Origin of the sequence: Weizmannia sp. FSL K6-3076 (assembly GCF_038007245.1) — a bacterium.
In the GTDB taxonomy this organism is placed as follows: domain Bacteria; phylum Bacillota; class Bacilli; order Bacillales; family Bacillaceae_C; genus Weizmannia; species Weizmannia faecalis.
Window position 1 is genome coordinate 1,348,962 of the sequence record NZ_JBBOWU010000001.1, and the last position, 23,537, is coordinate 1,372,498.

Consider the following 23,537-nt stretch of genomic DNA (forward strand, 5'->3'; position numbering starts at 1 on the left):
GGGCTGATGGCGACACGTAAGAAAATTCCGATGAGAAAATGCGTAGCAACGGGAGAAATGAAACCGAAAAAAGAAATGGTCCGTATCGTCCGTTCCAAGGAAGGCGATGTTTCGATTGACCCGACCGGGAAAAAGTCAGGAAGAGGCGCCTATCTTTCAAAAGACGAGGAAGCGGTGCTGTTGGCAAAGAAAAAAAATATTCTCTCATCCCATCTTGGTGCCGCTGTAGAAGATGCTTTTTACGATGAAATCATCGCGTTTATTCAAAAGGAAAAAAAGGAGAATAAACAAAAATCATGAACGGGAAGCAGGCAATGTCCCTTTTAGGCCTTGCGTTCAAGGCAGGAAAGATCGTTTCGGGAGAGGAGCCTGTCCTGAAAGAAATCCGGGCAGGCCAGGCAAAACTTGTATTGCTTTCAAAAGATGCCTCATCCAATACGTCAAAAAAATTGTTAGACAAATGCCGTTTCTATCATGTACCGGTACGGTGGATAGAGACGAGGGAAATGCTTGGAAAAGCCATTGGGAAAGAGGCGAGAGTCGCAGTGGCAGTAAGTGACCGCGGATTTGCGGAAAAACTTGCTGAACTGCTCGATGAATCATAGGTGGGGGTGACGACATGAGCAAAATACGTGTTTACGAATATGCGAAAGCTCATCATACATCAAGTAAGGAAATTATCACGAAACTAAAACAAATGAATATAGAGGTATCCAATCATATGTCAATGATCGATGGGGAAACAGTAAGGAAGCTGGATACGGTTTACAGCGGCAAAAATCAGCAGGATGGCAAGAAAAACGGGCAAAACGGGCCGACCAGAAATGAAAGAAGCACCAGGTCCGAAACCGGGGACCGACAAGGAAACAAACCCGAAAACCGCACCCGGCGCGAAAACCAGAAGCCGAATCACGGAAACGGCCAAAACAGCAAAAACCAAGGGGATAACGGAAACAGCAGAAACAATAACAATAACCGCTCTGGCGGCAGCAACCGCAGCGATGGGAAGAGCAGAACGGGCGGCAACAATCGGAATAACAGGAACGGCCAAACCGGCGGCAACAACCGGAGCAATGGAAACACCCAGGCCGCAAGCAACAACCGGAATAACGAAAAAAGCCAGGCTGCAAGTAACAACCGGAATAACGGAAACAGCCAGAACACAAGCAACAACCGGAGCAATGGAAACACCCAAGCCGCGGGCAACAACAGGAATAATCAAAACAGCGGGAACAGCCGGAACAACGGGAATAACCGCAACAGTGGCAATGGAAACCGTAGCAATAACGGAAACCGCGGCAACAACGGACGGCCGTTTAACAAACAAAAGAAAAATAACCGGAAAAATAAAAACTTCAAACCGCAGCCGCAGCCGGTCCAAAAGGTAAAAGAACTGCCTGAAAAAATTACGTTCACAGAATCGCTGACCGTTGCGGAACTTGCGAAGAAGCTCTACAGGGAACCTTCCGAAATTATTAAAAAACTGTTCCTGCTCGGCGTTGCGGCAACGATCAACCAGCAGCTTGACAAAGACGCCATTGAACTGATTGCTTCGGAATACGGCGTTGAAGTGGAAGAAAAAGTGATCGTTGACCAGACGGATCTGGAAACGTATTTTACGGAAGACCGTGAAGAAGACCTCGAAGTCCGCCCGCCGGTTGTCACCATTATGGGCCATGTTGACCATGGGAAAACGACAACGCTCGATTCCATCCGCCATACAAAAGTCACCGCCGGAGAAGCAGGCGGGATTACCCAGCATATCGGTGCATACCAGGTGAAAGTAGGCGGCAAAAAAATTACATTTTTAGACACGCCGGGGCATGAAGCCTTTACAACAATGCGTGCGCGGGGGGCGCAAGTGACGGACATTACCGTGCTTGTTGTTGCTGCCGATGACGGCGTGAAGCCGCAGACAGTGGAAGCCATTAACCACGCGAAAGCAGCCGGCGTTCCGATCATTGTTGCGGTCAATAAAATTGATAAACCGACAGCGAACCCCGAACGAGTCATGCAGGAACTGACGGAATACAATCTGGTTCCGGAAGACTGGGGCGGGGATACGATTTTTGTCCCGATTTCTGCTCTAACCGGTGAAGGGATTGACAATCTGCTTGAAATGATTTTGCTTGTCAGCGAAGTGGAAGAACTGAAAGCAAACCCGAACCGCCGCGCACTCGGTTCGGTTATTGAAGCGCGCCTTGATAAAGGCAGGGGCCCGGTTGCCACTTTGCTCGTACAAAACGGCACTTTGCGCATCGGCGACCCGATTGTAGTCGGTCACACTTACGGGCGCGTCCGTGCGATGGTCAATGATCTCGGCCGTCGCGTGAAAGAAGCAGGGCCGTCCACGCCTGTTGAAATTACCGGTTTAAATGATGTACCGGAAGCCGGCGACCGTTTTGTTGTCTTTGAAGATGAGAAAACAGCCCGCCAGGTCGGGGAAGCGCGGAAACAACAGGCTGTCCAGGCGCACCGTAACGAAACCGCGCGCGTCAGCCTTGACACGTTGTTTGAGCAAATGAAGCAAGGGGAAATGAAAGAATTAAATGTGATTGTCAAAGCGGATGTGCAAGGCTCTGTAGAAGCATTGACCGCCGCTTTGCAAAAGATTGATGTGGAGGGCGTCAACATTAACGTTATCCATACGGGCGTCGGCGCGATTAATGAATCCGATGTGACGCTTGCTTCCGCTTCGAATGCGATTATTATTGGCTTTAATGTCCGCCCGGATAATAACGCCAAACGCGCAGCCGAAACGGAAAAAGTGGATATCCGCCTGCACCGCATTATCTACAAAGCGATCGAAGAAATCGAATCTGCCATGAAAGGGATGCTTGATCCGGAATACAAAGAAAAAATCATCGGCCAGGTTGAAGTGCGGCAGACGTTTAAAGTATCACGGATCGGCACGATTGCGGGCGGCTATGTCACCGACGGAAAAATCACCCGTGACAGCGGCGTGCGCGTCATCCGTGACGGCGTGGTCATTTATGAAGGTGTAATTGATACGCTGAAACGCTATAAAGATGATGTGAAAGAAGTCAACCAGGGATATGAATGCGGGATTACGATTAAAAACTTTAATGACATCAAAGAAGGAGATGTCATCGAGTCCTTTATCATGGAGGAAATTGAAAGAGCATGATTGGGAGCGCCCGTTGCGAATTTCGCATTTATGATGCCCGTTCATTGAAAGAAAAAAGGGCAGTGCTGCAAAGAATATTGACGCGGCTAAAGCAAAAATATAATGTTGCAGCCGGTGAAATGGATTTCCAGGATGCCTGGCAGCGGACCCTCGTTGAAGTCGTGACCGTTGCTTCAAGCCGGGCGGCGGCTGAAAGAGAATTGCAGCGGGCAATTCTCTTTCTGGATTCCTTCCCTGAATGGGAGCGTCTTGAAACAAATATTGAATGGCTATAAATGAGGTGTGATTGATGAATCTTCGTGCAAATAGGGTTGGCGAGCAAATGAAAAAAGAGCTGAGCGACATTATCGGGCGAAAACTAAAAGATCCGCGTGTCGGCTTTGTCACTGTAACCGATGTGGAAGTAACAGGCGATCTTCAGCAGGCAAAAGTGTACCTCACCGTCCTCGGCGATGAGGTACAAAAGAAAGACACCCTTGACGGCCTGGAAAAAGCAAAAGGCTTTATCCGCTCGGAAGTTGGCAAAAGGATCCGGCTCCGCAAAACGCCTGAACTGATTTTTGAAATCGATGAATCCATCGAATACGGCAACCGCATTGAGACGCTGATCAAAAAAATCCATGACACGGATGAATGAATGTTTCAGGAAACTGATCGGAGCCGGAACACGGTTCGGTAAGTTTCCTTTTTTTGAGTGATTCTATTGGATTTGCGAAAGGAAGTGGCGCCATGGATGGCATTTTACCGCTCTGGAAACCGGCGGGGATGACTTCCCATGACTGTGTTTTTAAAATCCGGAAGCTTTTCGGCACAAAAAAAGCAGGCCATACCGGCACGCTTGATCCGGATGTGGAAGGGGTCCTCCCGGTTTGCATCGGGCGTGCGACAAAGATTGCCGAATACCTTCAGGATGCCGGCAAAACTTACGAAGGTGAAGCAACGATCGGGATTTCAACGACGACAGAAGATGCTTCCGGCGATATCATTGAAAAAAAGGAAATTAGCCGGCCGATCAGCCGGGAAGAAATTTTAGCCGCACTCGCTTCGTTTACCGGGCATATTACCCAGATCCCGCCGATGTTTTCCGCCGTCAAGGTGAACGGAAGAAGGTTGTATGAATATGCGCGGGCGGGCATCGAAGTGGAACGCCCTAAAAGGAATGTGCAAATTTACAGCCTTGAACTATTGGACGGGCGGGAATATTTTGAAGGGCCGGTTGTGTCGTTCCGTTTCCGCGCTTCATGCAGCAAAGGCACCTATATCCGCACGCTTGCTGTTATGATCGGAGAAAAGCTCGGCTATCCGGCACATATGTCCAATCTTACAAGAATTGAAGCAGGCGGTTTTTCAAAGGAACAATGCGCCACCTTTCAGGAGATTGAAAAAGCCGCGGAAACCGGCGACAGGGAAAGCCTGCTCTACCCGCTCGAGGCCGGGATCCGCCATTTGCCGAAATGGGAAATTAGTGATACATTAGCAGAGAAAGTAAAGAACGGTGCCGTGTTGAAAAAACCGGAGACCTGGCCGGAAACAGGAGACAGGCTTGCTGTCTTTTTCCGCGGAAAAATACTCGCGGTATACGTGGCGCATTCCGGCAGGCCCGGCTTTATCAAACCGGCGAAAGTGATATAAAAAGCCTTCCGGGTATAAAACAAGGAAGGCGGCTGCTTCAATTTGTAAAAGGGAAAAGGTGAGAAATTTTGAAAACAATAACGGTCCATCATCCCCATTCCTTTAAACCCGGCGATTTTCCGCCGCTTGCCATCGCATTGGGTTATTTTGACGGCATCCATCTCGGACATCAGAAAGTGATTAAAACAGCCCGCGGGATCGCTGAAAAAAACGGATGGAAAAGCGCCGTCATGACATTTGAACCCCATCCTTCTATTGTGCTGGGAAAGAAAAAGGATGGCATTGAACTGATTACACCGCTTGAAGACAAGATCAAGTTGATTGAAAAACTTGGTGTCGATTATCTGTTCGTCGTCCGTTTTACCTCCCGTTTTGCGTCTCTTTTGCCGCAGCAATTTGTCGACCAATATCTGGCCGCACTCGGTGTGAAACATGTTGTTGCTGGTTTTGATTATACATACGGCAAATTCGGGAAAGGCAATATGGAGAATCTCCCTGAATATGCAAACGGCAGGTTCGGGATTACGGTGATTGAAAAACTGGCCCTTGAAAATACCGGGGAAAAAGTCAGCTCCACCCTGATCCGGTCAAAAATCAGGGAAGGAAAAGTCGGGGAAGTGAAGCCGCTGCTCGGGCGCGATTATGAGATCAAAGGCATTGTCGTCCATGGGGAGAAGCGGGGACGACAGCTCGGGTTTCCAACGGCAAATCTAAAGCTTACCGCGTCGTATATGCTGCCGCCAAACGGGGTATACATTGTGCAAATGAAGGTCGCGGATACGTGGCATAACGGCTTATGCAGCATTGGCTACAATCCTACGTTTAAAAATCCGGAAGAATATGAAAAAACGACAGAAGTGTATCTGCTTGATTTTTCCGATACCATTTACGGGGAAGAAGCAGTTGTCAAATGGCTTGCGCGCATCCGCGAAGAGAAAAAGTTCGCCCGCGTGGAGGACTTGATTGAAGAAATGAAACGGGATGAAACGGCAGCAAGGCGTTACTTTGAAAAACAGGGAACTGCTACTTGAGTTTTGTGCGAAAAAGTAGTATTCTATTACAGTACCGGAACCTGTGCTTGGCAGCGCGACTCACCGACGCCTGCTCGGCAACAGGGGATAGGAAACAGAGGAGGTGAACAGGATGGCGATTTCAAAAGAACGTAAAAATGAAATCATCAACCAATTTAAAATCCACGAGAACGATACCGGTTCTCCGGAAGTGCAAATTGCTGTATTGACAGAAGAAATCAACAAATTGAACGATCATTTGCGTGTCCATAAAAAAGACCACCATTCACGCCGCGGCTTGATGAAAATGGTAGGGAGACGGCGTAATTTGTTGACCTATCTGCGCAATAAAGATGTGCATCGTTACCGTGAATTGATTAACCGGCTGGGCTTGCGCCGATAAAAAAATGCAGAATGCAAAAAGCGGGAGTATTCCCGCTTTTTTGCAATGTGTTTTTCCCCCCTTAATTTTGGGAACAGATGTATTTCAAATTGCCGCCGGGTTTTCGCACTGACCTGGCGCGGCTTGTACATACATAGCAAACGGTTGATTCGTTTTTGAATCATTACCCGTGCTTATCTTTGCATAAATGTGAAACAATATAGGCAAAAAGAAAGGAGATTTTCATCTGTATGGTACAGGATAAACATACCTATACGATAGATTGGGCCGGCCGCCCGCTCACCGTGGAGATCGGCCAGCTCGCAAAACAGGCAAACGGTGCTGCACTCGTCCGTTACGGCGAAACGGCTGTCCTCAGTACAGCAACCGCTTCTAAAGAACCGAAAAATGTGGACTTTTTTCCACTGACCGTAAATTATGAGGAACGGCTATATGCTGTCGGGAAAATTCCGGGCGGCTTTATCAAAAGAGAAGGGCGCCCGAGCGAAAAAGCCATTTTGTCAAGTCGGCTGATTGACAGGCCGATCCGCCCGCTCTTTGCCGACGGCTTCCGCAATGAAGTGCAGGTTGTCAGTATGGTCATGAGCGTCGACCAGGACTGCACGCCGGAAATGGCCGCGATGCTCGGGTCTTCGCTCGCACTTTCCGTCTCCGATATTCCGTTTGAAGGCCCGATTGCCGGCGTCATCGTCGGAAGGGTGGACGGCAAGTTCCTCATCAACCCGACCGTGGAACAGATGGAAAAAAGCGACATCCATTTAACCGTTGCCGGCACAAAAGACGCCATTAATATGGTTGAAGCGGGTGCGAAAGAAGTGCCGGAAGAAGTGATGCTTGAAGCGATCATGTTCGGGCATGAGGAAATCAAGCGCCTGATTGCTTTCCAGGAAAAAATTGTGGCAGAAATCGGAAAAGAGAAAATGGCTGTCGAATTGTTCGAACTTGACGAAGAACTGGTGGAAAAAGTCAGCGGCATGTGCCGGAAAAAAATGATTGAAGCCATCCAGGTTCATGAGAAGAAAGCGCGCGAAGAAGCGATCAGAAAAGTGGGCGATGAGGTGCTTGCCCAATTTGAAGCAGAAGAAGCCGATGAAGAAACGGTCAAGCAGGTTAAACAAATTTTGCACGATATTGAAAAAGAAGAAGTCCGCAAGCTGATCACGGTCGATAAAATTCGCCCGGACGGCCGCAAAATCGATGAAATCCGGCCGCTTTCCTCCGAAGTCGGGGTTTTGCCGCGCACGCACGGTTCCGGGTTGTTTACCCGCGGGCAAACACAGGCTTTAAGCATTTGTACGTTAGGCGCTTTAGGCGACGTGCAAATTTTGGACGGGCTCGGCATTGAAGAGTCAAAACGGTTTATGCACCATTACAATTTCCCTTCATTCAGCGTCGGGGAAACCGGGCCAATGAGAGGGCCGGGCCGCCGCGAAATCGGGCACGGGGCACTGGGTGAACGTGCGCTGGAACCGGTCATTCCGGATGAAAAAGAATTTCCGTACACGATCCGGCTTGTATCCGAGGTGCTCGAATCGAACGGCTCCACTTCACAGGCAAGCATTTGCGCATCCACCCTTGCCATGATGGATGCCGGCATTCCGATTAAAGCGCCGGTTGCTGGGATTGCGATGGGGCTTGTGAAATCCGGCGAACATTATACGATTTTAACCGATATCCAGGGCATGGAAGACCATCTCGGCGATATGGACTTTAAAGTGGCCGGCACGTCGAAGGGCGTCACCGCGCTGCAAATGGATATTAAAATTGCAGGACTGTCAAGGGAGATACTGGAAGAAGCGTTGCAGCAGGCGAGAAAGGGCAGAATGCAGATTCTCGACCATATGATGTCGACGATTTCGAAAACACGTGACCATTTGTCCGTCTATGCGCCGAAGATTTTAACGATGACCATTCATCCGGATAAAATCCGCGACGTCATCGGGCCAAGCGGTAAACAAATCAATAAAATCATTGACGAAACCGGCGTGAAAATTGACATTGAACAGGATGGCACCATCTTTATTTCTTCGACGGACGAAGAGGCAAACAACAAAGCGAAGAAATTGATTGAGGATATTGTCCGGGAAGTCGAAGTCGGCAAGGTTTATCTCGGTAAAGTAAAACGGATCGAAAAATTTGGCGCTTTTGTGGAAATCTTTAACGGCAAAGACGGCCTTGTCCACATTTCCGAACTCGCCGAAGAACGCGTCCGGAAAGTCGAAGATGTTGTCAAAATCGGCGATGAAATTCTGGTCAAAGTGACGGATATTGACAGCCACGGGCGCATCAACCTTTCCCGCAAAGCTGTTTTAAAGGAGCAGCAAAAAAAAGAAAATAAATCGTGATGAAAGTCAGGGAGCCCTGGCTTTTTTTATTTGTCCCGCGCGCCCGTTCTATGCCCCTTTCCCTTTTCATACTTTTTTTAAAGAAGGGGGAAAATAACGTGAATAAAGCAAAACGCTTGATTGCGCTTGGCTTGATTGCTATTCTAGCATTGTTGCTTGCGGGAAATCCGCTTTCCACCCGGTATTTGCAGGAGCGGGCCGCCTTTAGCACAAAAGAGAACGAGCTTCAGGAAAAAATTGAACAGGCTGCAGAACGGTTTTACCGTCCGCCGGAAAATGCCAAGATTGACAGGGTTTGGAAGGCGATCCCCGGCTATAACGGGGTGGAAGTGGACAAAAAAGCTTCTTACTCGAAAATGAAACAGGACGGCCGTTACGACGAACGCAAACTGGTATTTAAACAAATTCCCCCTGCCGTCCACCTTAAAGATCTGGACCCGGCCCCCGTCTATACGGGAAATCCGGATAAACCAATGGTTGCTTTTTTAATCAATGTCGCATGGGGGAATGAATATTTGCCGGATATGCTAAAAACTTTAAAAAAGCATCATCTTCATGCTACCTTTTTCTTAGAGGGGCGATGGGCAAAAGAAAACCCTGAGCTTGCCCGCATGATTGTAAGCGGCGGGCATGAAACCGGGAACCATTCCTATACCCACCCCGATTTTAGCACTTTGCCGGAATCAAAGATCAAAAGCCAGCTGGTGAAGACAAACCGGGTGCTTGAAGCGATTACGGAAGAAAAAGTGAAGTGGTTTGCCCCGCCAAGCGGCAGTTACCGGGATGAAGCGGTAAGCATCGCAAAATCAATGGGAATGGAAACGATCATGTGGACGGTCGATACGGTCGACTGGCAGAACCCCTCCCCGGAGACGATTGTAGAGCGCGTGACTGCGAAAGCACAGGGCGGTTCGCTTATTTTAATGCATCCGACCGCTTCTACAGCGAAAGCGTTGGAACCGTTGATTGCCAGGCTGGAAAAGAAAAATTTACAAGTCGGAACCGTTTCAAAATTGCTCGATGAGGAAAGAATCATTAAAAATGAGGACGGAACATTTTTAAACAGCGAAAAGGATCCCGCTGATACAAAAGACGGCACAGAGTGAAATGAGACTGCGAGGAGGCACAACATGATACAAAAATATACTTGCCATAACGGCTTGAGGATTGTACTGGAAGAAATTCCAACTGTCCGTTCGGTTGCGATCGGCATTTGGATCGGCACCGGTTCGAGAAATGAAAATGAAAAAAACAATGGCATTTCCCATTTTCTTGAGCATATGTTTTTCAAAGGGACGGAAAAAAGGAGCGCAAAAGACATTGCCGAGGCCTTTGATGCCATTGGCGGCCAGGTGAATGCTTTTACGTCGAAAGAATATACATGCTTTTATGCGAAAGTGCTCGACACGCATGCACCGCTCGCGCTTGAAATTCTGTCGGACATGTTTTTCCACTCCACTTTTTCAGAAGATGAAATGGAACGCGAAAAAAGCGTTGTCAATGAAGAAATCAAAATGTATGAAGATACGCCGGACGATATTGTCCACGATTTGCTTGGCAAGGCCATTTATGAAAACCATCCGCTCGGCTATCCGATTTTAGGGACGGAAGAAACGCTTGCATCGTTTACGAGCGACGATCTCCATCAATATGTATATGATATGTATACCCCTGACCGCGTTGTCGTCTCCGTTGCCGGCAATGTGCTGCCGTCTTTCGTAAAGGAGATTGAAGCGTTGTTCGGTTCCTATGAAGGCGGGAAGGAAGAGACAGGCGGCGAAACGGCCGTTTTTCATACGAATGACCTTGCGCGCAAAAAAGAAACAGAACAGGCCCATCTCTGCCTCGGATTTGAGGGGAAGAAAATCGGCAGTGACGATATTTATGAGCTGATTGTCCTGAATAATATATTAGGCGGCAGCATGTCCTCCCGCCTTTTCCAAAATGTGCGGGAACAGCGGGGGCTTGCATATTCGGTGTATTCCTACCATACCGCCTATAAGGACAGCGGCATTTTAACGATTTACGGCGGAACGGGCGCCTCCCAATTGGACGAGCTGTTTGAGACGGTGCAGGAGACGCTGCAGACGCTGAAAGCAAAAGGGGTAACAGAAAAAGAAGTGCGAAACTGCAAGGAACAGTTAAAAGGGAACCTCATGCTCAGCCTGGAAAGCACGAACAGCCGCATGAGCCGGAACGGAAAGAACGAACTGTTATTAAAGAAGCACCGTTCGCTTGATGAAATGCTCGAGGAAATCGACCGTGTCACCGTGGAAAAAGTCAATGCTTGTGCGAGGGAGATTTTCTCCAAACCGTATTCGGCATCTTTAATCAGCCCGGACGGAAAATTGCCGGAGCGGTTGTCTTAAAGACGGCATATCTTTTCCATCCCCCGCATAAAATGGAATCAGTCCATGAGAGAAAGAAGGGGGAATATGCGGCTCAGCGAACTCAGCGGAAAAGAAATGGTCGATTTTAAAAAAGCGGAACGGCTCGGGGTATTGGGCGCAACGGACCTTGAAATTGATGAAGCGAGCGGAAAAGTGGAGGCCCTGATCATCCCGGTCGGAAGGCGGTTTAAAAAACAGGCGAACGAGATCCGCGTCCCGTGGAACCGGATCAGAACGATTGGTGCCGATATGATGATTTTGGAAGTGCCTGAAAACCAGTACAGCTATTAAAAAGGCAAAGAAGCATGCCGGGTATTCCGGCATTTTTCTTTGCCTTTTTTCACAAAAAACATGCTGCCGCCATAAGATATGGGGAATTCCCCATGCACATGGAAAAGAAGGTGAGGCATTTGTTGACCGGCGTCCAAATTGCCATCATAGGCGGAGATGCGCGCCAATTGGAAGTGATCCGGAAACTTGCGGATCTCGATGCGAAAATTTCATTGATCGGATTTGAACAGCTTGATTTTGTGTATTCCGGCGTCACGAAAGAAAAATTTAAAGATATCCGGTTTTCGGAAATGGATTGCGTCATTTTGCCGATTACCGGGACAGCGGATGACGGGAAAATCGATTTGATTTTTTCAAACGAAGAAGTTGTGCTGACCGGTGATATGCTGGCTGAAACGCCGCCTTATTTTACAATCTATACCGGCATCAGTAATCCTTATTTGGAACAAATTGCGAAAAAAGCGGGCCGCCGCCTTGTGAAACTATTCGAACGGGACGATGTGGCCATCTATAATTCGATTCCGACCGTTGAAGGAACGATCATGATGGCCATCCAGAACACGGAATTTACGATTCACGGCTCAAACGTTGCCGTCCTCGGCCTTGGCAGGGTCGGAATGAGCGTTGCCCGTGCTTTCCACTATCTCGGTGCGAAGGTGAAAGTCGGCGCGAGAAAAAGCGAACATCTTGCGAGGATAACGGAGATGGGACTTGCGCCTTTTCATTTAAACGATCTTGAACAGGAAGTAAAAGACATTGACATCTGCATTAATACGGTTCCACACTTGATCGTCAATGCATCCGTTATCCAAAAGATGCCTTCGCATACGCTCATTCTGGATATTGCCTCCAAACCGGGCGGGACGGATTTCCGATATGCCGAAAAGCGCGGCATTAAAGCGATGCTGGCACCGAGCCTGCCCGGCATTGTCGCGCCAAAAACAGCTGGGCGGATACTCGGAAATGTGCTCGGCCGGCTGATTGAAGAAGACGTTTTAAAAAGAAAGGGGTCATCGCCATGGATGTAAAGGGTAAAAGAATCGGCTTCGGCTTAACCGGCTCCCATTGCACTTACGCGGCTGTTTTTCCTGAAATTGAAAAGCTCGTGGCATTGGGGGCAGAAGTCATCCCGGTTGTCACGCACACAGTGAAAACGACGGATACAAGATTCGGCAAAGGCTCGGAATGGGTGGAAAAAATCGAAAAATGCACCGGGCAAAAAGCGATTGATTCGATTGTTGAAGCCGAGCCGCTCGGGCCAACCTTGCCGCTTGACTGCATGGTGATTGCGCCCCTGACCGGATTTACGATGAGCAAGCTGGCTAATGCACTCACTGATTCCCCAGTGCTAATGGCGGCAAAAGCGACGCTCCGCAATTTGAAACCGGTTGTGCTCGGCATTTCGACCAATGATGCGCTCGGATTAAACGGCGTGAATTTGATGCGGCTGATGGCAACGAAAAACATCTATTTTATTCCGTACGGGCAGGACGACCCGGTCAACAAACCGAATTCAATGGTGGCGAGAATGACTGCCCTTGTCGATACGGTTTCGCTTGCACTCGAGGGGAAACAAATCCAGCCTGTCATTGTCGAACGTTTCCGCGACGGAAAATCAAATTGAAACCGATTTAAAATTAAAAAAATACACACGGTGCCGGAAGACTTGTGATACAATAATAGCTATAAAAATGAATTTGGTTTTGGAATTGGAAGGGGAATACGCCAATGGCAAACACATCAGGTTATCACGTAGCTGTTGTCGGGGCAACCGGCGCTGTCGGCCAGCAAATGATTAAAACTTTGGTAAACCGCAAATTTCCGTATAACAAATTGACGCTGCTGTCATCTTCGCGTTCCGCCGGCAAAAAAATAACGGTAAACGGGGAAGAAATTACGGTCCAAGAAGCGGTGCCGGAAAGCTTTGAAGGAGTGGATATCGCCCTTTTCAGCGCAGGCGGGAGCGTGTCGAAAAAGTTTGCGCCGGAAGCGGTGAAACGCGGGGCAATTGTCATTGACAATACGAGCGCCTTCCGCATGGACCCAGAAGTGCCGCTTGTGGTCCCGGAAGTAAACGAAGAAGACATTCAAAAACATAACGGCATCATCGCCAATCCGAACTGCTCGACGATCCAGATGGTTGTTGCGTTGGAACCCGTCCGCAAAAATTTCGGCCTGAAGCGGGTGCTCGTTTCCACGTACCAGGCTGTCTCCGGTTCGGGCGCGGCTGCCATCCAGGAGCTGAACGACGAGACGAAGGCGTTGCTTGAAGGGCAGACTTACGAGCCGCATGTACTGCCGGTAAAAGGTGACAAAAAGCATTACCAGATTGCGTTTAATGCCATCCCGCAAATCGATGTGTTTACGGACAACGGCTTTACATTTGAAGAAATGAAAATGATCAACGAAACGAAAAAAATCATGCATATGCCGGAATTAAAAGTTTCCGCCACATGCGTCCGGATTCCGGTTGCAACCGGCCACTCGGAATCGGTTTATTTTGAAACCGAAAAGGACGGCATAAATGCTGGGCAGATCCGGGAAGTGCTCGCGTCTGCACCTGGTGTTGTACTGGAAGACCGCCCCGAAGAACAGATTTACCCGATGGCCGTCAATGCGGTCGGCAAGTATGACACATTTGTCGGGCGGATCCGCAAAGACCCGGATGAAGACAACGGATTCCATATGTGGGTTGTTTCCGACAATTTGCTGAAAGGCGCTGCCTCAAATTCCATCCAGATTGCGGAAAGCCTGATCAGGATGGGGCTCATCTGATTTGTGGACAATTTAGGCTGACCTTTTTGCAATATTGGTGATAAGATATAGGGAAAGAAAAGTTATGCCGGAATCCGGTATCGGAGAGGGTTCCATTTCCTGATATATTTTATGGACACGTATGCCGTTTCCTTTCCGGCCGGGAAGGAAACGGTTTAAAAACGGCCGGCCCTTAAAACGGCCTTTGGCAAAAAAACGGCCGGCAAAGCCCGCACGTTACCGGAATCACTGTTCTTATTTATCAGTTCATAACAGAGGTGTTCTTCATTGAAAATCGTTGTCCAAAAATTCGGCGGCACATCCGTACGGGATCATGATGCAAGAATGCATGCCAAACATCATGTAGAAAAAGCGCTGGAAGAAGGCTATAAGGTGGTTGCCGTCGTTTCGGCGATGGGTCGCAAAGGGGAACCGTATGCAACAGATACGCTCCTGTCACTCGTTGGCGGATCCGACACCTGTTTAAGCAGGCGTGAGCAGGATTTACTGTTGTCAACCGGCGAAATCATCTCCAGCCTTGTGTTTGCCAATATGTTAAACGCACACGGCATCAGTGCGTGTGCCCTGACCGGTGCGCAAGCCGGTTTCCACACGAACGCGGAGCATACCAATGCGAAAATCACGGACATGAAGTGCGACCGTGTCCTGCGTGAACTGAAACTGCACGATGTTGTCGTCGTTGCAGGATTTCAAGGAGCCGCAAAAAACGGGGACGTCACCACGCTTGGACGCGGGGGCAGTGACACATCCGCTGCGGCGCTCGGTGCTGCGCTTCAGGCGGAGTGGATTGATATTTTTACCGATGTGGAAGGCATCATGACAGCTGACCCGCGGATTGCTGAAAATGCGCGGAAGCTTCAGGTTGTCACGTATAACGAGGTCTGCAATATGGCTTATCAGGGCGCAAAAGTGATCCATCCGCGCGCCGTTGAAATCGCGATGCAGTCGAAAGTGCCGATCCGCATCCGGTCCACTTATTCCGACGATATCGGTACGCTTGTCACATCTTTAAGCCACCGTCAGAAACTCGGGACCGATATAAAAGAACGCACTGTTACCGGAATTGCGCATGTACCGAATGTTTCACAGATCAAAGTATATGCAAAAGACGGGCAGTATGATTTGCAGACGGTTGTGTTTAAAGCGATGGCTGCTGAAAATATCAGTGTCGATTTTATCAATATTTCCCCGACAAGCGTTGTCTACACGGTTTCAGGAGAGGTGGCAAACCGGGCTGAAGCGGTGCTGAAAAAACTGGGGCATGAACCGGTAATTGAACGGAACTGCGCCAAAGTATCGATTGTCGGCGCCGGGATTGCGGGCGTGCCGGGTATCACGTATAAAATCGTGTCGGCGCTTTCCGAAAAAGGGATCCGGATTTTACAGTCTGCTGACAGCCATACAACCATCTGGGTGCTGGTGAAGCAGGAAGATCTGGTTACAGCGGTCAATGCCCTTCATGATGCCTTTAATTTAGAAAGCGAAACGGAAACGTATGAAATTCATGCGTAAAAAATGAAAGATTTTCTGCCGGGTGTTTTCACCTTGCAACTTGCAAAACCTGGCAGGATGAGGAGTGTAAGTATGAGTCGTTTCGGAAAAGTTTCAACGGCAATGGTGACGCCTTTTGACCATAAAGGGAATCTGGATTTGCAAAAGGCGGCAAAGCTGGTTGATTATTTAATTGAAAACGGGACAGAATCTTTGGTTGTTGCTGGAACAACGGGGGAATCCCCGACACTTTCGCCTGAGGAAAAAACCGCGCTGTTCAAGCAGGTTGTGAAAACGTCAGACGGGCGGGTACCGGTCATTGCCGGAACAGGGAGCAACAATACGTATGCTTCGATCGAATTGACGAAGCGTGCGGAATCATGCGGCGTGGATGCCGTTATGGCTGTCGGCCCGTATTATAACAAGCCGAACCAGGCTGGCATGTATGCCCATTTCAAAGCGATTGCAGAATCCACGAGCCTCCCGGTTGTCATTTACAACATCCCTGGCCGGTCGGCTGTCAATATTGAACCGGGAACGATCATCGAACTTTCCAAAATCCCGAATATCGTTGCGGTAAAAGAAGCAAGCGGGGATTTGGATGCGATGGCGCAAATTATTGCCCGTACGCCGGATGATTTTGAATTGTACAGCGGGGATGATGGCCTGACAATTCCCGTGCTTTCAATCGGTGGGGCGGGTGTGATTTCGGTTGCTTCCCATGTTGCCGGCCCGGCCCTACAGGAAATGGTGCAAGCCTTTTTTGCCGGGGATGTAACAAAAGCGGCAAAACTGCATCAAAAGCTGCTTCCATTGATGCGCGGCCTGTTTATGGCGCCTAATCCGGCACCGGTCAAAACCGCTTTGCAATTAAAAGGGATGGATGTCGGCGGCGTCCGCCTCCCGCTCGTTCCGTTAACAAAAGAAGAACGGGAAACCATTCACCGCCTGCTTGGCGATCTTTAAGCAAAAAAACGGCCCTTCCGGAAAAACGGACAGGGCCGTTTTCTTTTGCTTAAGTGATCCCATACCGGCTTCGGGAAAGGAAAACAGGCCCCGTTTCTGCGAATCTTCCGGCAAACAGCAGATAGCGGAAATGGGCAGCATTTGTCGATAGAAATATCACACGCTCTTCATTGACCGGATATACCCTTTTCGGTTAAGCTATACATAAGAGAAAGGATCGGACAGCAATTTATTTTTACGGGCTCAGAAAGTCTTTTTCGATAGAACTGGAACGGTGCAAGTGATCGTGCGGGCGCCTCATGCAAGGCATGACGTTTTTAAAGGGATGCGGCGGGAGAGCCGGCCGCTTATTTTTATGCCGGAAACTTGAATATGCGCAAAGCCGTATCGGACGGAATCCGGCAACCCTTTGCGATCTATCAAAAAGAAACGTGATTCCTGCTCTAGAATTTCAGACAACACGGGAGGAAAAGAATTTTGCGTAAGGAAAAAAACGAAACCATTAAGGTCATTCCTTTAGGAGGAATTGGTGAAATCGGAAAGAATATGTACGTGGTGGAAACCGGAGAGGATCTGTTTGTGCTCGATGCCGGGCTGATGCTACCGGAAGACGAAATGCTCGGGATCGATATCGTCATCCCGGATTTTACTTATTTAATGGAAAACAGGCAGCGGATAAAAGGGATTTTCCTGACACACGGGCATGAGGACGCGATTGGCGCCCTGCCGTATATCCTGATGAAACTGAACGTGCCGGTGTATGCCACAAAGTTTACCGTCGCGCTGGCGAAAGAAAAATTGAAGGAATTAAAAGTGAAAAAGCATATCCGCTTTACGGAAATCAATGCCGACACGGTTCTCCATTTTGATGCTTGCGATATTCACTTTTTCAAAACAACGCATAGCATTCCCGACTCGGTCGGCATTTGCATTTCCACATCGGAAGGCAATATTGTGTATACCGGCGATTTTAAATTTGACCAGGAACTGGGCGGGCATTATCGTTCGGAAATCGGAAAAATGTCGAAAATCGGTGAAGAAGGCGTGCTGCTGTTACTATCCGACAGCACGGAAGCGGAACATCCAGGGTACACGACCCATGAGTCTGTTGTGGCGGAAGAAATAACGGATGCTTTCTACGATGCGAAGGGCCGGATTATTATCGCAAGCTTTGCCTCGAATTTAATCAGGGTGCAGCAAGTGCTCGATGCGGCTTCTGCTACCGGCCGCAAAGTTGCGTTTGTCGGAAATTATCTTGAAAAAATATATAAAATTGCATTAAAATTGGGATACTTGCAGGCCCGGACAGAGGATCTCATCATCCCGCTCCAACAAATTTCAAAATACCGGGACGAAGAACTGGCAATTTTGACAACAGGGAGCCAGGGGGAACCGTTTCTCGTCCTCCAGAAAATGGCGAAAAAGAACCATAAGCAGGTCAATATTCAAAAAGGGGATACGGTTATCCTTGCCACAACGCCGTCTCCGGGGCTGGAACTGTTCATGGCGAAAACGATCGACATGCTGTACCGTACAGGAGCCGATGTTTACGCGGGCGACCGGAAAATTCATGTGACCGGCCACGGCTGCCAGGAAGATTTAAAGCTGATGCTTGATTTAATGAGGCCTAAATACTTTGTCCCGATCCAGGGGGAATACAGGAGCCTGTATGCCCATGCAAAACTGGCGTACAAAACGGGGATGCCGAAAGAGTCAGTCATCATCTCCAGCAACGGGGAAGTATTGGAATACAAGCACGGCAAATTCCAAGCGAGCAGCCGGGTTGCTTCCGGCAATATTCTCATTGACGGAATCGGCGTTGGCGATGTCGGCAATATTGTATTGCGGGATCGAAAACTTTTAAGCCAGGACGGGATATTGGTTGTCGTCGTCACGCTTGATAAAAAGCATAAAAAACTGGCTGCTGGCCCTGAAATTATCTCGCGCGGGTTCGTCTATGTACGCGAATCCGAAAAGCTGATCAGCCATTCGTCCAACATCGTAAAAGAAGTGGTGGAGCAGAACACGTCACAGGAAGCTTTTGACTGGACGAGTATTAAACAGGGGATCCGCGACCATCTCAGCTCCTTTTTATATGAGCAGACGAAAAGGCGCCCGATGATCCTGCCAATTATTATGGAAGTTTGATGCTTAAACGACAGAGGGCGGGGCGGGGGTTCCCGCGTGCCCGCGCTCATTGCGGCACAAGGCCCGCCTGGTGCACCATTAAAAATGCAAAGCAAAGCCCCGCTTCCGGTTCCGGAAACCGCGGGGCTTCCGTATGAAAACCCCTTCCATGCAAATAATAAGGCGTAAAGGCGTCACGCCCTTACATTACAGGCAAAAAGGGGTTTTAGAAAAATGAGCGACCAGCAACCGAATAAAGAAGAACCGAAAGAAGGAAATGCGGCATCCGCGCTTGTAGAGAAAATCCAGCAGCTCGGCCAGACAAATGTGCCGCAGCTCGGGCAGGACTCCAATATCCACTGCCTGGCCATCGTCGGCCAGATTGAAGGGCATCTGCAGCTGCCGCCCCAAAATAAAACGACAAAGTATGAGCATATGATCCCCCAGCTTGTGGCGATTGAACAAAATCCGAAAATTGAAGGGGTGCTCGTCATTCTGAACACGGTCGGAGGGGACGTGGAGGCCGGGCTTGCCATTTCCGAAATGCTTGCTTCCCTTTCCAAACCCACTGTTTCGATTGTGCTCGGCGGGGGGCATTCCATCGGCGTGCCGATCGCTGTATCCTGTTCGTATTCCTTTATTGCTGAAACCGCGACGATGACGATTCATCCGATCCGGCTCACAGGCCTTGTCATTGGCGTCCCGCAAACGTTTGAATATCTGGATAAAATGCAGGAACGGGTGATCAAGTTTGTGACGCGGCATTCGCATGTGGAAGAAGAGGTTTTTAAGGACTTAATGTTTGCGAAAGGAAATTTGACAAGGGATATCGGCACCAATATTGTCGGTCAGGAAGCCGTCCAGTACGGTTTGATTGATGAAGTGGGCGGGATTGGCAAAGCGCTTGGCAAATTAAACAGCCTCATTGAAAAATACCGGGATGAAAAAGGGAAAGAGGGGCTGATCCAATGATTCTCTATACGATGATGCCGCAGGAGCTGATTTTTCCTGAAGATGCAAACGCCTGGAATAAAATTAAAATGTTAAACGTAAAAGGCGTGCCGGTACTGGCAGAGCAGCTTGATGAAGGGTACCGGATTACCCGCATTCTCAGCTCCAATCCTTTCGACTATCTGAATCCGGAGCTTGCACCCGGAAATGTGATTCGCCATTTCGGACCGTAAACCACCCGGGCCGCAAATATGCTATAATATGTTAAAACAAGCAGCCACACAGGCTGCTTTCTTGCATCCCGTTCCGGCAGGCAAGACTGAAAAATACGTTTTCACTATCGAAGGTGGTTATATGGCGAAAAAAAAGCGGCGCAGAAGAAAAAAAGCTGCTGAACAAATCAAGATAGATTTAAAGTTTGAGCTGCTCGGTATCATCCTGCTTACGCTCGGCATTTTTACCCTTTACCATATCGGCAAAACGGGCACAACCCTGATTCTGTTCTTCCGGTTTTTCTTCGGCCGGCTGTACTGGGTTGCGGTTGCCTCTCTGGTCGTGCTCAGCGTTTTTCTCATGATTAAACGGGCATGGCCTGCATTTTTCACTGTCCGCATGACCGGTTTTTATTTATTATTTGCGAGCGCCCTCCTATACTGCCATGAGCGGCTTATCGGGTCATTGGCAAATGCGCATGAACTGTCCGGCAACAGCGCGGTCGAAAATACGATCAGGATCTGGCATCAGGAAGAGCAGATCTGGTGGAAGCTTGTGCTCGGCGGGGATGTGCACGGCAATATTTTCAGTACGCAGATCGGCGGCGGCATGGCAGGTGCAATTTTGTATGCGGCCTCCCATTTTTTATTTGACTCGGCGGGTACGAAAATCATTTGCGTTTTACTCGCGCTCATCGCTCTGATGCTTTTAACGGGCAAGCCTGTAAGCCCGTATGTGGAAAAGGCATTGGAAGGGCTCTGGCTGTTTTTAAAAAAGCAATGGAACCAGATGAAAACAGAGTTCCAGGCATGGCGGGAAGCTAAAAAAGAAAAACAGGAAAAGAAACGGCAGAAAGCGCCGTCGCAGCCGCAATCCGCCTCCGCAGACGGGGAAGTCAGCGACGGGGATGCCGGACCGGCAGGCGAGGAAACGCCTCCCCCGATTATTTCCAGCTTTACGGAGCAGTATGCCGGCACGGCTCCGCAAGCGGAAGAAGCGCAGCCGGAAACGCCGGATACAGAAGCGGAAGAGGACCATACGCCTCCGATCCAGTTTACGGAATATGAAAATGAAGACTATCAATTGCCGCCCCTGACGCTGTTAAATAGGCCGCGGGCAGCGGACCAGAGCAGCGAATATAAAGCAATCCATGCCAATGCGGCAAAACTCGAACGGACTTTCCAAAGCTTCGGGGTTAAGGCGCGTGTAACACAGGTGCATTTAGGTCCTGCCGTTACAAAATACGAAGTGCACCCTGATGTCGGCGTGAAAGTCAGCAAGATTGTCAGTTTAAGTGACGACATTGCCCTTGCGCTGGCGGCGAAAGATATTCGGATGGAAGCGCCGATCCCGGGAAAATCAGCGATCGGCATCGAAGTCCCGAATAAGGAAATCGCGGTCGTATCGCTCAGGGAAGTGCTTGAAGGAAAGGAAAATAACCCGCAGGCAAAACTGCAGATCGGGCTGGGCCGGGATATTACAGGGCAGGCGGTACTCGCAGAGCTGAATAAAATGCCTCACCTGCTTGTGGCCGGCGCAACGGGGAGCGGGAAAAGCGTGTGCATTAACGGGATCATTACGAGCATCTTAATGCGCGCCAAACCGCATGAAGTGAAAATGATGATGATTGACCCGAAAATGGTCGAATTGAATGTTTATAACGGTGTCCCGCATTTGCTTGCACCGGTTGTGACCAATCCGAAAAAAGCTTCCCAGGCGCTGAAAAAAGTCGTGAATGAGATGGAGCGGAGGTATGAGCTTTTTTCCCATACCGGCACACGCAACATCGAAGGATACAACGATCATATTAAAAAAAGCAACATCGAAACAGGGGACAAGCAGCCGCTTTTGCCTTATATCGTTGTCATTATCGATGAGCTTGCCGATTTAATGATGGTGGCAAGCGGCGATGTGGAAGATTCCATTACGCGGCTGTCGCAAATGGCGCGGGCGGCAGGTATTCATCTGATTATTGCCACGCAACGGCCGTCTGTTGATGTCATTACCGGTGTCATTAAAGCGAACATCCCGTCAAGAATCGCTTTTGCCGTGTCTTCGGCGACTGACTCGAGAACGATTTTGGATACGGGTGGCGCGGAAAAACTGCTTGGCCGCGGGGACATGCTGTTTTTGCCGGTTGGGGCTTCCAAACCGGTACGCGTCCAGGGCGCTTATCTTTCCGATGAAGAAGTTGAAGAAGTCGTTGATTTCGTCATTTCCCAGCAAAAAGCACAGTACCAGGAAGAGATGATTCCGGAAGAGCCTCAGGACCAACCGGATTTCGACGATGAATTATATGATGAAGCGGTTCTCTTAATCTCGGAAATGCAGACCGCTTCCGTCTCCATGTTGCAGCGCCGTTTCCGGATTGGCTATACAAGGGCGGCGCGGCTGATTGATGCAATGGAGGCAAGAGGGGTTGTCGGGCCGTATGAAGGCAGCAAGCCGCGTGCGGTTTTAATCCCGAAACCTTCAGAAGAACAGAGCTCATAGCACGCCAAAGAAAAAACCTGCGCACACCTTAGCGGCCACAAAACGCCGCGGTGCGCGCAGGTTTTACTATTTTCGACAAAAATATAAATTTATGTTTCTTTCGCAATTAAAAAATGATATATTTATGTCGGTAAGCAGGATAATAGGCTGTTTCTAAAGACTGTTATCCAAAATAACTTTCCCGGGGGGAACAAAAGTGAAAAAACGTAAATTTGGTTTGGCTCTTGCCGCTGTCCTGGCAGCAGGGACGCTTCTCGGCGCATGCGGCACAAAGAGCGACAATTCCGCAAGCAAAGGTAAGGACAAGTTCACCGTTGCACTCGTAACCGATACGGGCGGAATTGACGATCGTTCTTTTAACCAGTCGGCATGGGAAGGCTTACAGCAGTTCGGGAAGGACAATCACTTATCAAAAGGTAAAGGCGGCTTTGACTATTTGCAATCCAAATCGGATGCAGATTACACAACAAATCTGAACACGGCCGTCCGGAACCAGTTTGACCTCGTTTACGGCGTCGGCTACAAGCTGAAGCCGGCCATTGAAAAAATTGCGGATCAGCGTAAAAATACCAATTTCGCAATCATTGACGATGTCATTACCGGAAAGAAAAATGTGGCAAGCATTACGTTTAAAGAACAAGAAGGTTCCTTCCTTGTCGGGGTCGTGGCAGGCCTGGCGACAAAAACAAATAAAATCGGATTTATCGGCGGGACAGACAGCGATTTGATCAACAAATTCGCAGCCGGGTTCCGTGCGGGCGTCAAAGCTGCCAATCCGAAAGCAAATGTGCAAATTCAATATGTCGGCTCGTTTGATGATGCAAGCAAAGGGCAGTCGATGGCTTCAGCAATGTATAAATCCGGCATCGACGTGATTTATCATGCAGCCGGTGGCAGCGGGAAAGGCGTCTTTACAGAAGCGAAAAATATAAAACAGAATGATCCGAACAAAAACGTCTGGGTGATCGGTGTGGACCGCGACCAGGCAGATGAAGGAAAGGTAACGGTTAAAGGAAAGGAATACAATGTGACACTGACTTCAATGGTCAAACGGGTTGATAAGGCAGTTATCGATTTATCGACCAGAGCGAAGGACGGCAAATTTCCGGGTGGGAAAAATATTGTTTACGGCTTGAAAGAAGATGCCATCGGGATTGCGCCGACACAGGACAATTTAACGCCTGAAATGAAATCGGCCGTGAAAGACTGGAAACAAAAGATCATTAACGGGAAAGTGAACATTCCGTCAAAATTGAAGTAATCGATCCATCTCACGGGACTGGTTTTTGCCGGTCCCGTGTT

The 23,537-nt window shown here is 49.0% G+C and carries 22 protein-coding genes; all 22 read left to right on the forward strand.

From position 1 onward, the window contains the following. Positions 1-6 precede the first annotated feature (6 nt). Entirely contained in the window at positions 7-300 is a 294-nt protein-coding gene (gene rnpM / locus NSS95_RS06185) for an RNase P modulator RnpM (RefSeq protein WP_014095415.1), read from the forward strand. After that, the gene (locus NSS95_RS06190) at positions 297-605 is read left to right on the forward strand and encodes a YlxQ family RNA-binding protein (RefSeq protein WP_014095414.1); all 309 of its coding nucleotides are present in this window, start codon (positions 297-299) and stop codon (positions 603-605) included. The genes rnpM and NSS95_RS06190 overlap by 4 nt, the downstream gene beginning before the upstream one ends. A 14-nt stretch (positions 606-619) precedes the next feature. Further along, positions 620-3,148, forward strand: a complete 2,529-nt coding sequence (gene infB / locus NSS95_RS06195) for a translation initiation factor IF-2 (RefSeq protein WP_014095413.1) — start codon at positions 620-622, stop codon at positions 3,146-3,148. Beyond that, entirely contained in the window at positions 3,145-3,423 is a 279-nt protein-coding gene (locus NSS95_RS06200; protein WP_014095412.1) for a DUF503 domain-containing protein, read from the forward strand. The genes infB and NSS95_RS06200 overlap by 4 nt, the downstream gene beginning before the upstream one ends. 14 nt (positions 3,424-3,437) lie before the next feature. After that, the gene (rbfA, locus tag NSS95_RS06205) at positions 3,438-3,785 is read left to right on the forward strand and encodes a 30S ribosome-binding factor RbfA (RefSeq protein WP_014095411.1); all 348 of its coding nucleotides are present in this window, start codon (positions 3,438-3,440) and stop codon (positions 3,783-3,785) included. 92 nt (positions 3,786-3,877) lie between these two features. Beyond that, positions 3,878-4,780: a tRNA pseudouridine(55) synthase TruB gene (gene truB, locus NSS95_RS06210; protein ID WP_014095410.1), complete on the forward strand. Its 903-nt coding sequence runs from the start codon at positions 3,878-3,880 to the stop codon at positions 4,778-4,780. Between the two features lie 68 nt (positions 4,781-4,848). Next, entirely contained in the window at positions 4,849-5,811 is a 963-nt protein-coding gene (gene ribF, locus NSS95_RS06215) for a bifunctional riboflavin kinase/FAD synthetase (RefSeq protein WP_014095409.1), read from the forward strand. A 112-nt stretch (positions 5,812-5,923) separates the two neighbouring features. Further along, complete coding sequence (rpsO, locus tag NSS95_RS06220; RefSeq protein WP_013859138.1) at positions 5,924-6,193, forward strand: 30S ribosomal protein S15; 270 nt, start codon at positions 5,924-5,926, stop codon at positions 6,191-6,193. Between the two features lie 230 nt (positions 6,194-6,423). Beyond that, entirely contained in the window at positions 6,424-8,538 is a 2,115-nt protein-coding gene (pnp, locus tag NSS95_RS06225) for a polyribonucleotide nucleotidyltransferase (protein WP_014095408.1), read from the forward strand. Then, positions 8,538-9,644 carry a polysaccharide deacetylase family protein gene (locus NSS95_RS06230; RefSeq protein WP_014095407.1) on the forward strand — a complete coding sequence of 369 codons (1,107 nt, stop codon included), beginning with the start codon at positions 8,538-8,540 and terminating at the stop codon, positions 9,642-9,644. Before pnp ends, NSS95_RS06230 begins: the two co-directional genes overlap by 1 nt. Positions 9,645-9,668: 24 nt before the next feature. Beyond that, positions 9,669-10,907: a M16 family metallopeptidase gene (locus tag NSS95_RS06235; protein ID WP_014095406.1), complete on the forward strand. Its 1,239-nt coding sequence runs from the start codon at positions 9,669-9,671 to the stop codon at positions 10,905-10,907. A gap of 66 nt (positions 10,908-10,973) precedes the next feature. Then, positions 10,974-11,219, forward strand: a complete 246-nt coding sequence (locus NSS95_RS06240; RefSeq protein ID WP_014095405.1) for a YlmC/YmxH family sporulation protein — start codon at positions 10,974-10,976, stop codon at positions 11,217-11,219. Between the two features lie 119 nt (positions 11,220-11,338). Continuing rightward, on the forward strand, positions 11,339-12,247 hold the full coding sequence (gene dpaA, locus NSS95_RS06245) for a dipicolinic acid synthetase subunit A (protein WP_258435310.1): 909 nt from the start codon (positions 11,339-11,341) through the stop codon (positions 12,245-12,247). Then, positions 12,238-12,843, forward strand: a complete 606-nt coding sequence (locus NSS95_RS06250) for a dipicolinate synthase subunit B (protein ID WP_014095403.1) — start codon at positions 12,238-12,240, stop codon at positions 12,841-12,843. Before dpaA ends, NSS95_RS06250 begins: the two co-directional genes overlap by 10 nt. A 104-nt stretch (positions 12,844-12,947) precedes the next feature. Next, on the forward strand, positions 12,948-13,994 hold the full coding sequence (locus NSS95_RS06255; RefSeq protein ID WP_026104627.1) for an aspartate-semialdehyde dehydrogenase: 1,047 nt from the start codon (positions 12,948-12,950) through the stop codon (positions 13,992-13,994). 267 nt (positions 13,995-14,261) lie between these two features. Continuing rightward, positions 14,262-15,506 carry an aspartate kinase gene (gene dapG, locus NSS95_RS06260; protein ID WP_017551547.1) on the forward strand — a complete coding sequence of 415 codons (1,245 nt, stop codon included), beginning with the start codon at positions 14,262-14,264 and terminating at the stop codon, positions 15,504-15,506. Between the two features lie 72 nt (positions 15,507-15,578). Next, on the forward strand, positions 15,579-16,451 hold the full coding sequence (dapA, locus tag NSS95_RS06265; protein ID WP_046720791.1) for a 4-hydroxy-tetrahydrodipicolinate synthase: 873 nt from the start codon (positions 15,579-15,581) through the stop codon (positions 16,449-16,451). Positions 16,452-16,928: 477 nt separating this feature from the next. After that, positions 16,929-18,599, forward strand: a complete 1,671-nt coding sequence (locus tag NSS95_RS06270; RefSeq protein ID WP_326244195.1) for a ribonuclease J — start codon at positions 16,929-16,931, stop codon at positions 18,597-18,599. Between the two features lie 213 nt (positions 18,600-18,812). Then, positions 18,813-19,550: a ClpP family protease gene (locus NSS95_RS06275; protein WP_014098516.1), complete on the forward strand. Its 738-nt coding sequence runs from the start codon at positions 18,813-18,815 to the stop codon at positions 19,548-19,550. Next, positions 19,547-19,762 (forward strand): YlzJ-like family protein, encoded by a 216-nt coding sequence (locus tag NSS95_RS06280; protein WP_014098515.1) that lies wholly within the window; start codon positions 19,547-19,549, stop codon positions 19,760-19,762. The genes NSS95_RS06275 and NSS95_RS06280 overlap by 4 nt, the downstream gene beginning before the upstream one ends. Before the next feature lie 121 nt (positions 19,763-19,883). After that, positions 19,884-22,235 (forward strand): DNA translocase FtsK, encoded by a 2,352-nt coding sequence (locus tag NSS95_RS06285; protein WP_014098514.1) that lies wholly within the window; start codon positions 19,884-19,886, stop codon positions 22,233-22,235. Positions 22,236-22,431: 196 nt separating this feature from the next. Continuing rightward, a complete protein-coding gene (locus NSS95_RS06290) occupies positions 22,432-23,496 on the forward strand; it encodes a BMP family lipoprotein (RefSeq protein WP_014098513.1) in 1,065 nt (354 codons plus the stop codon). Positions 23,497-23,537 lie beyond the last annotated feature (41 nt).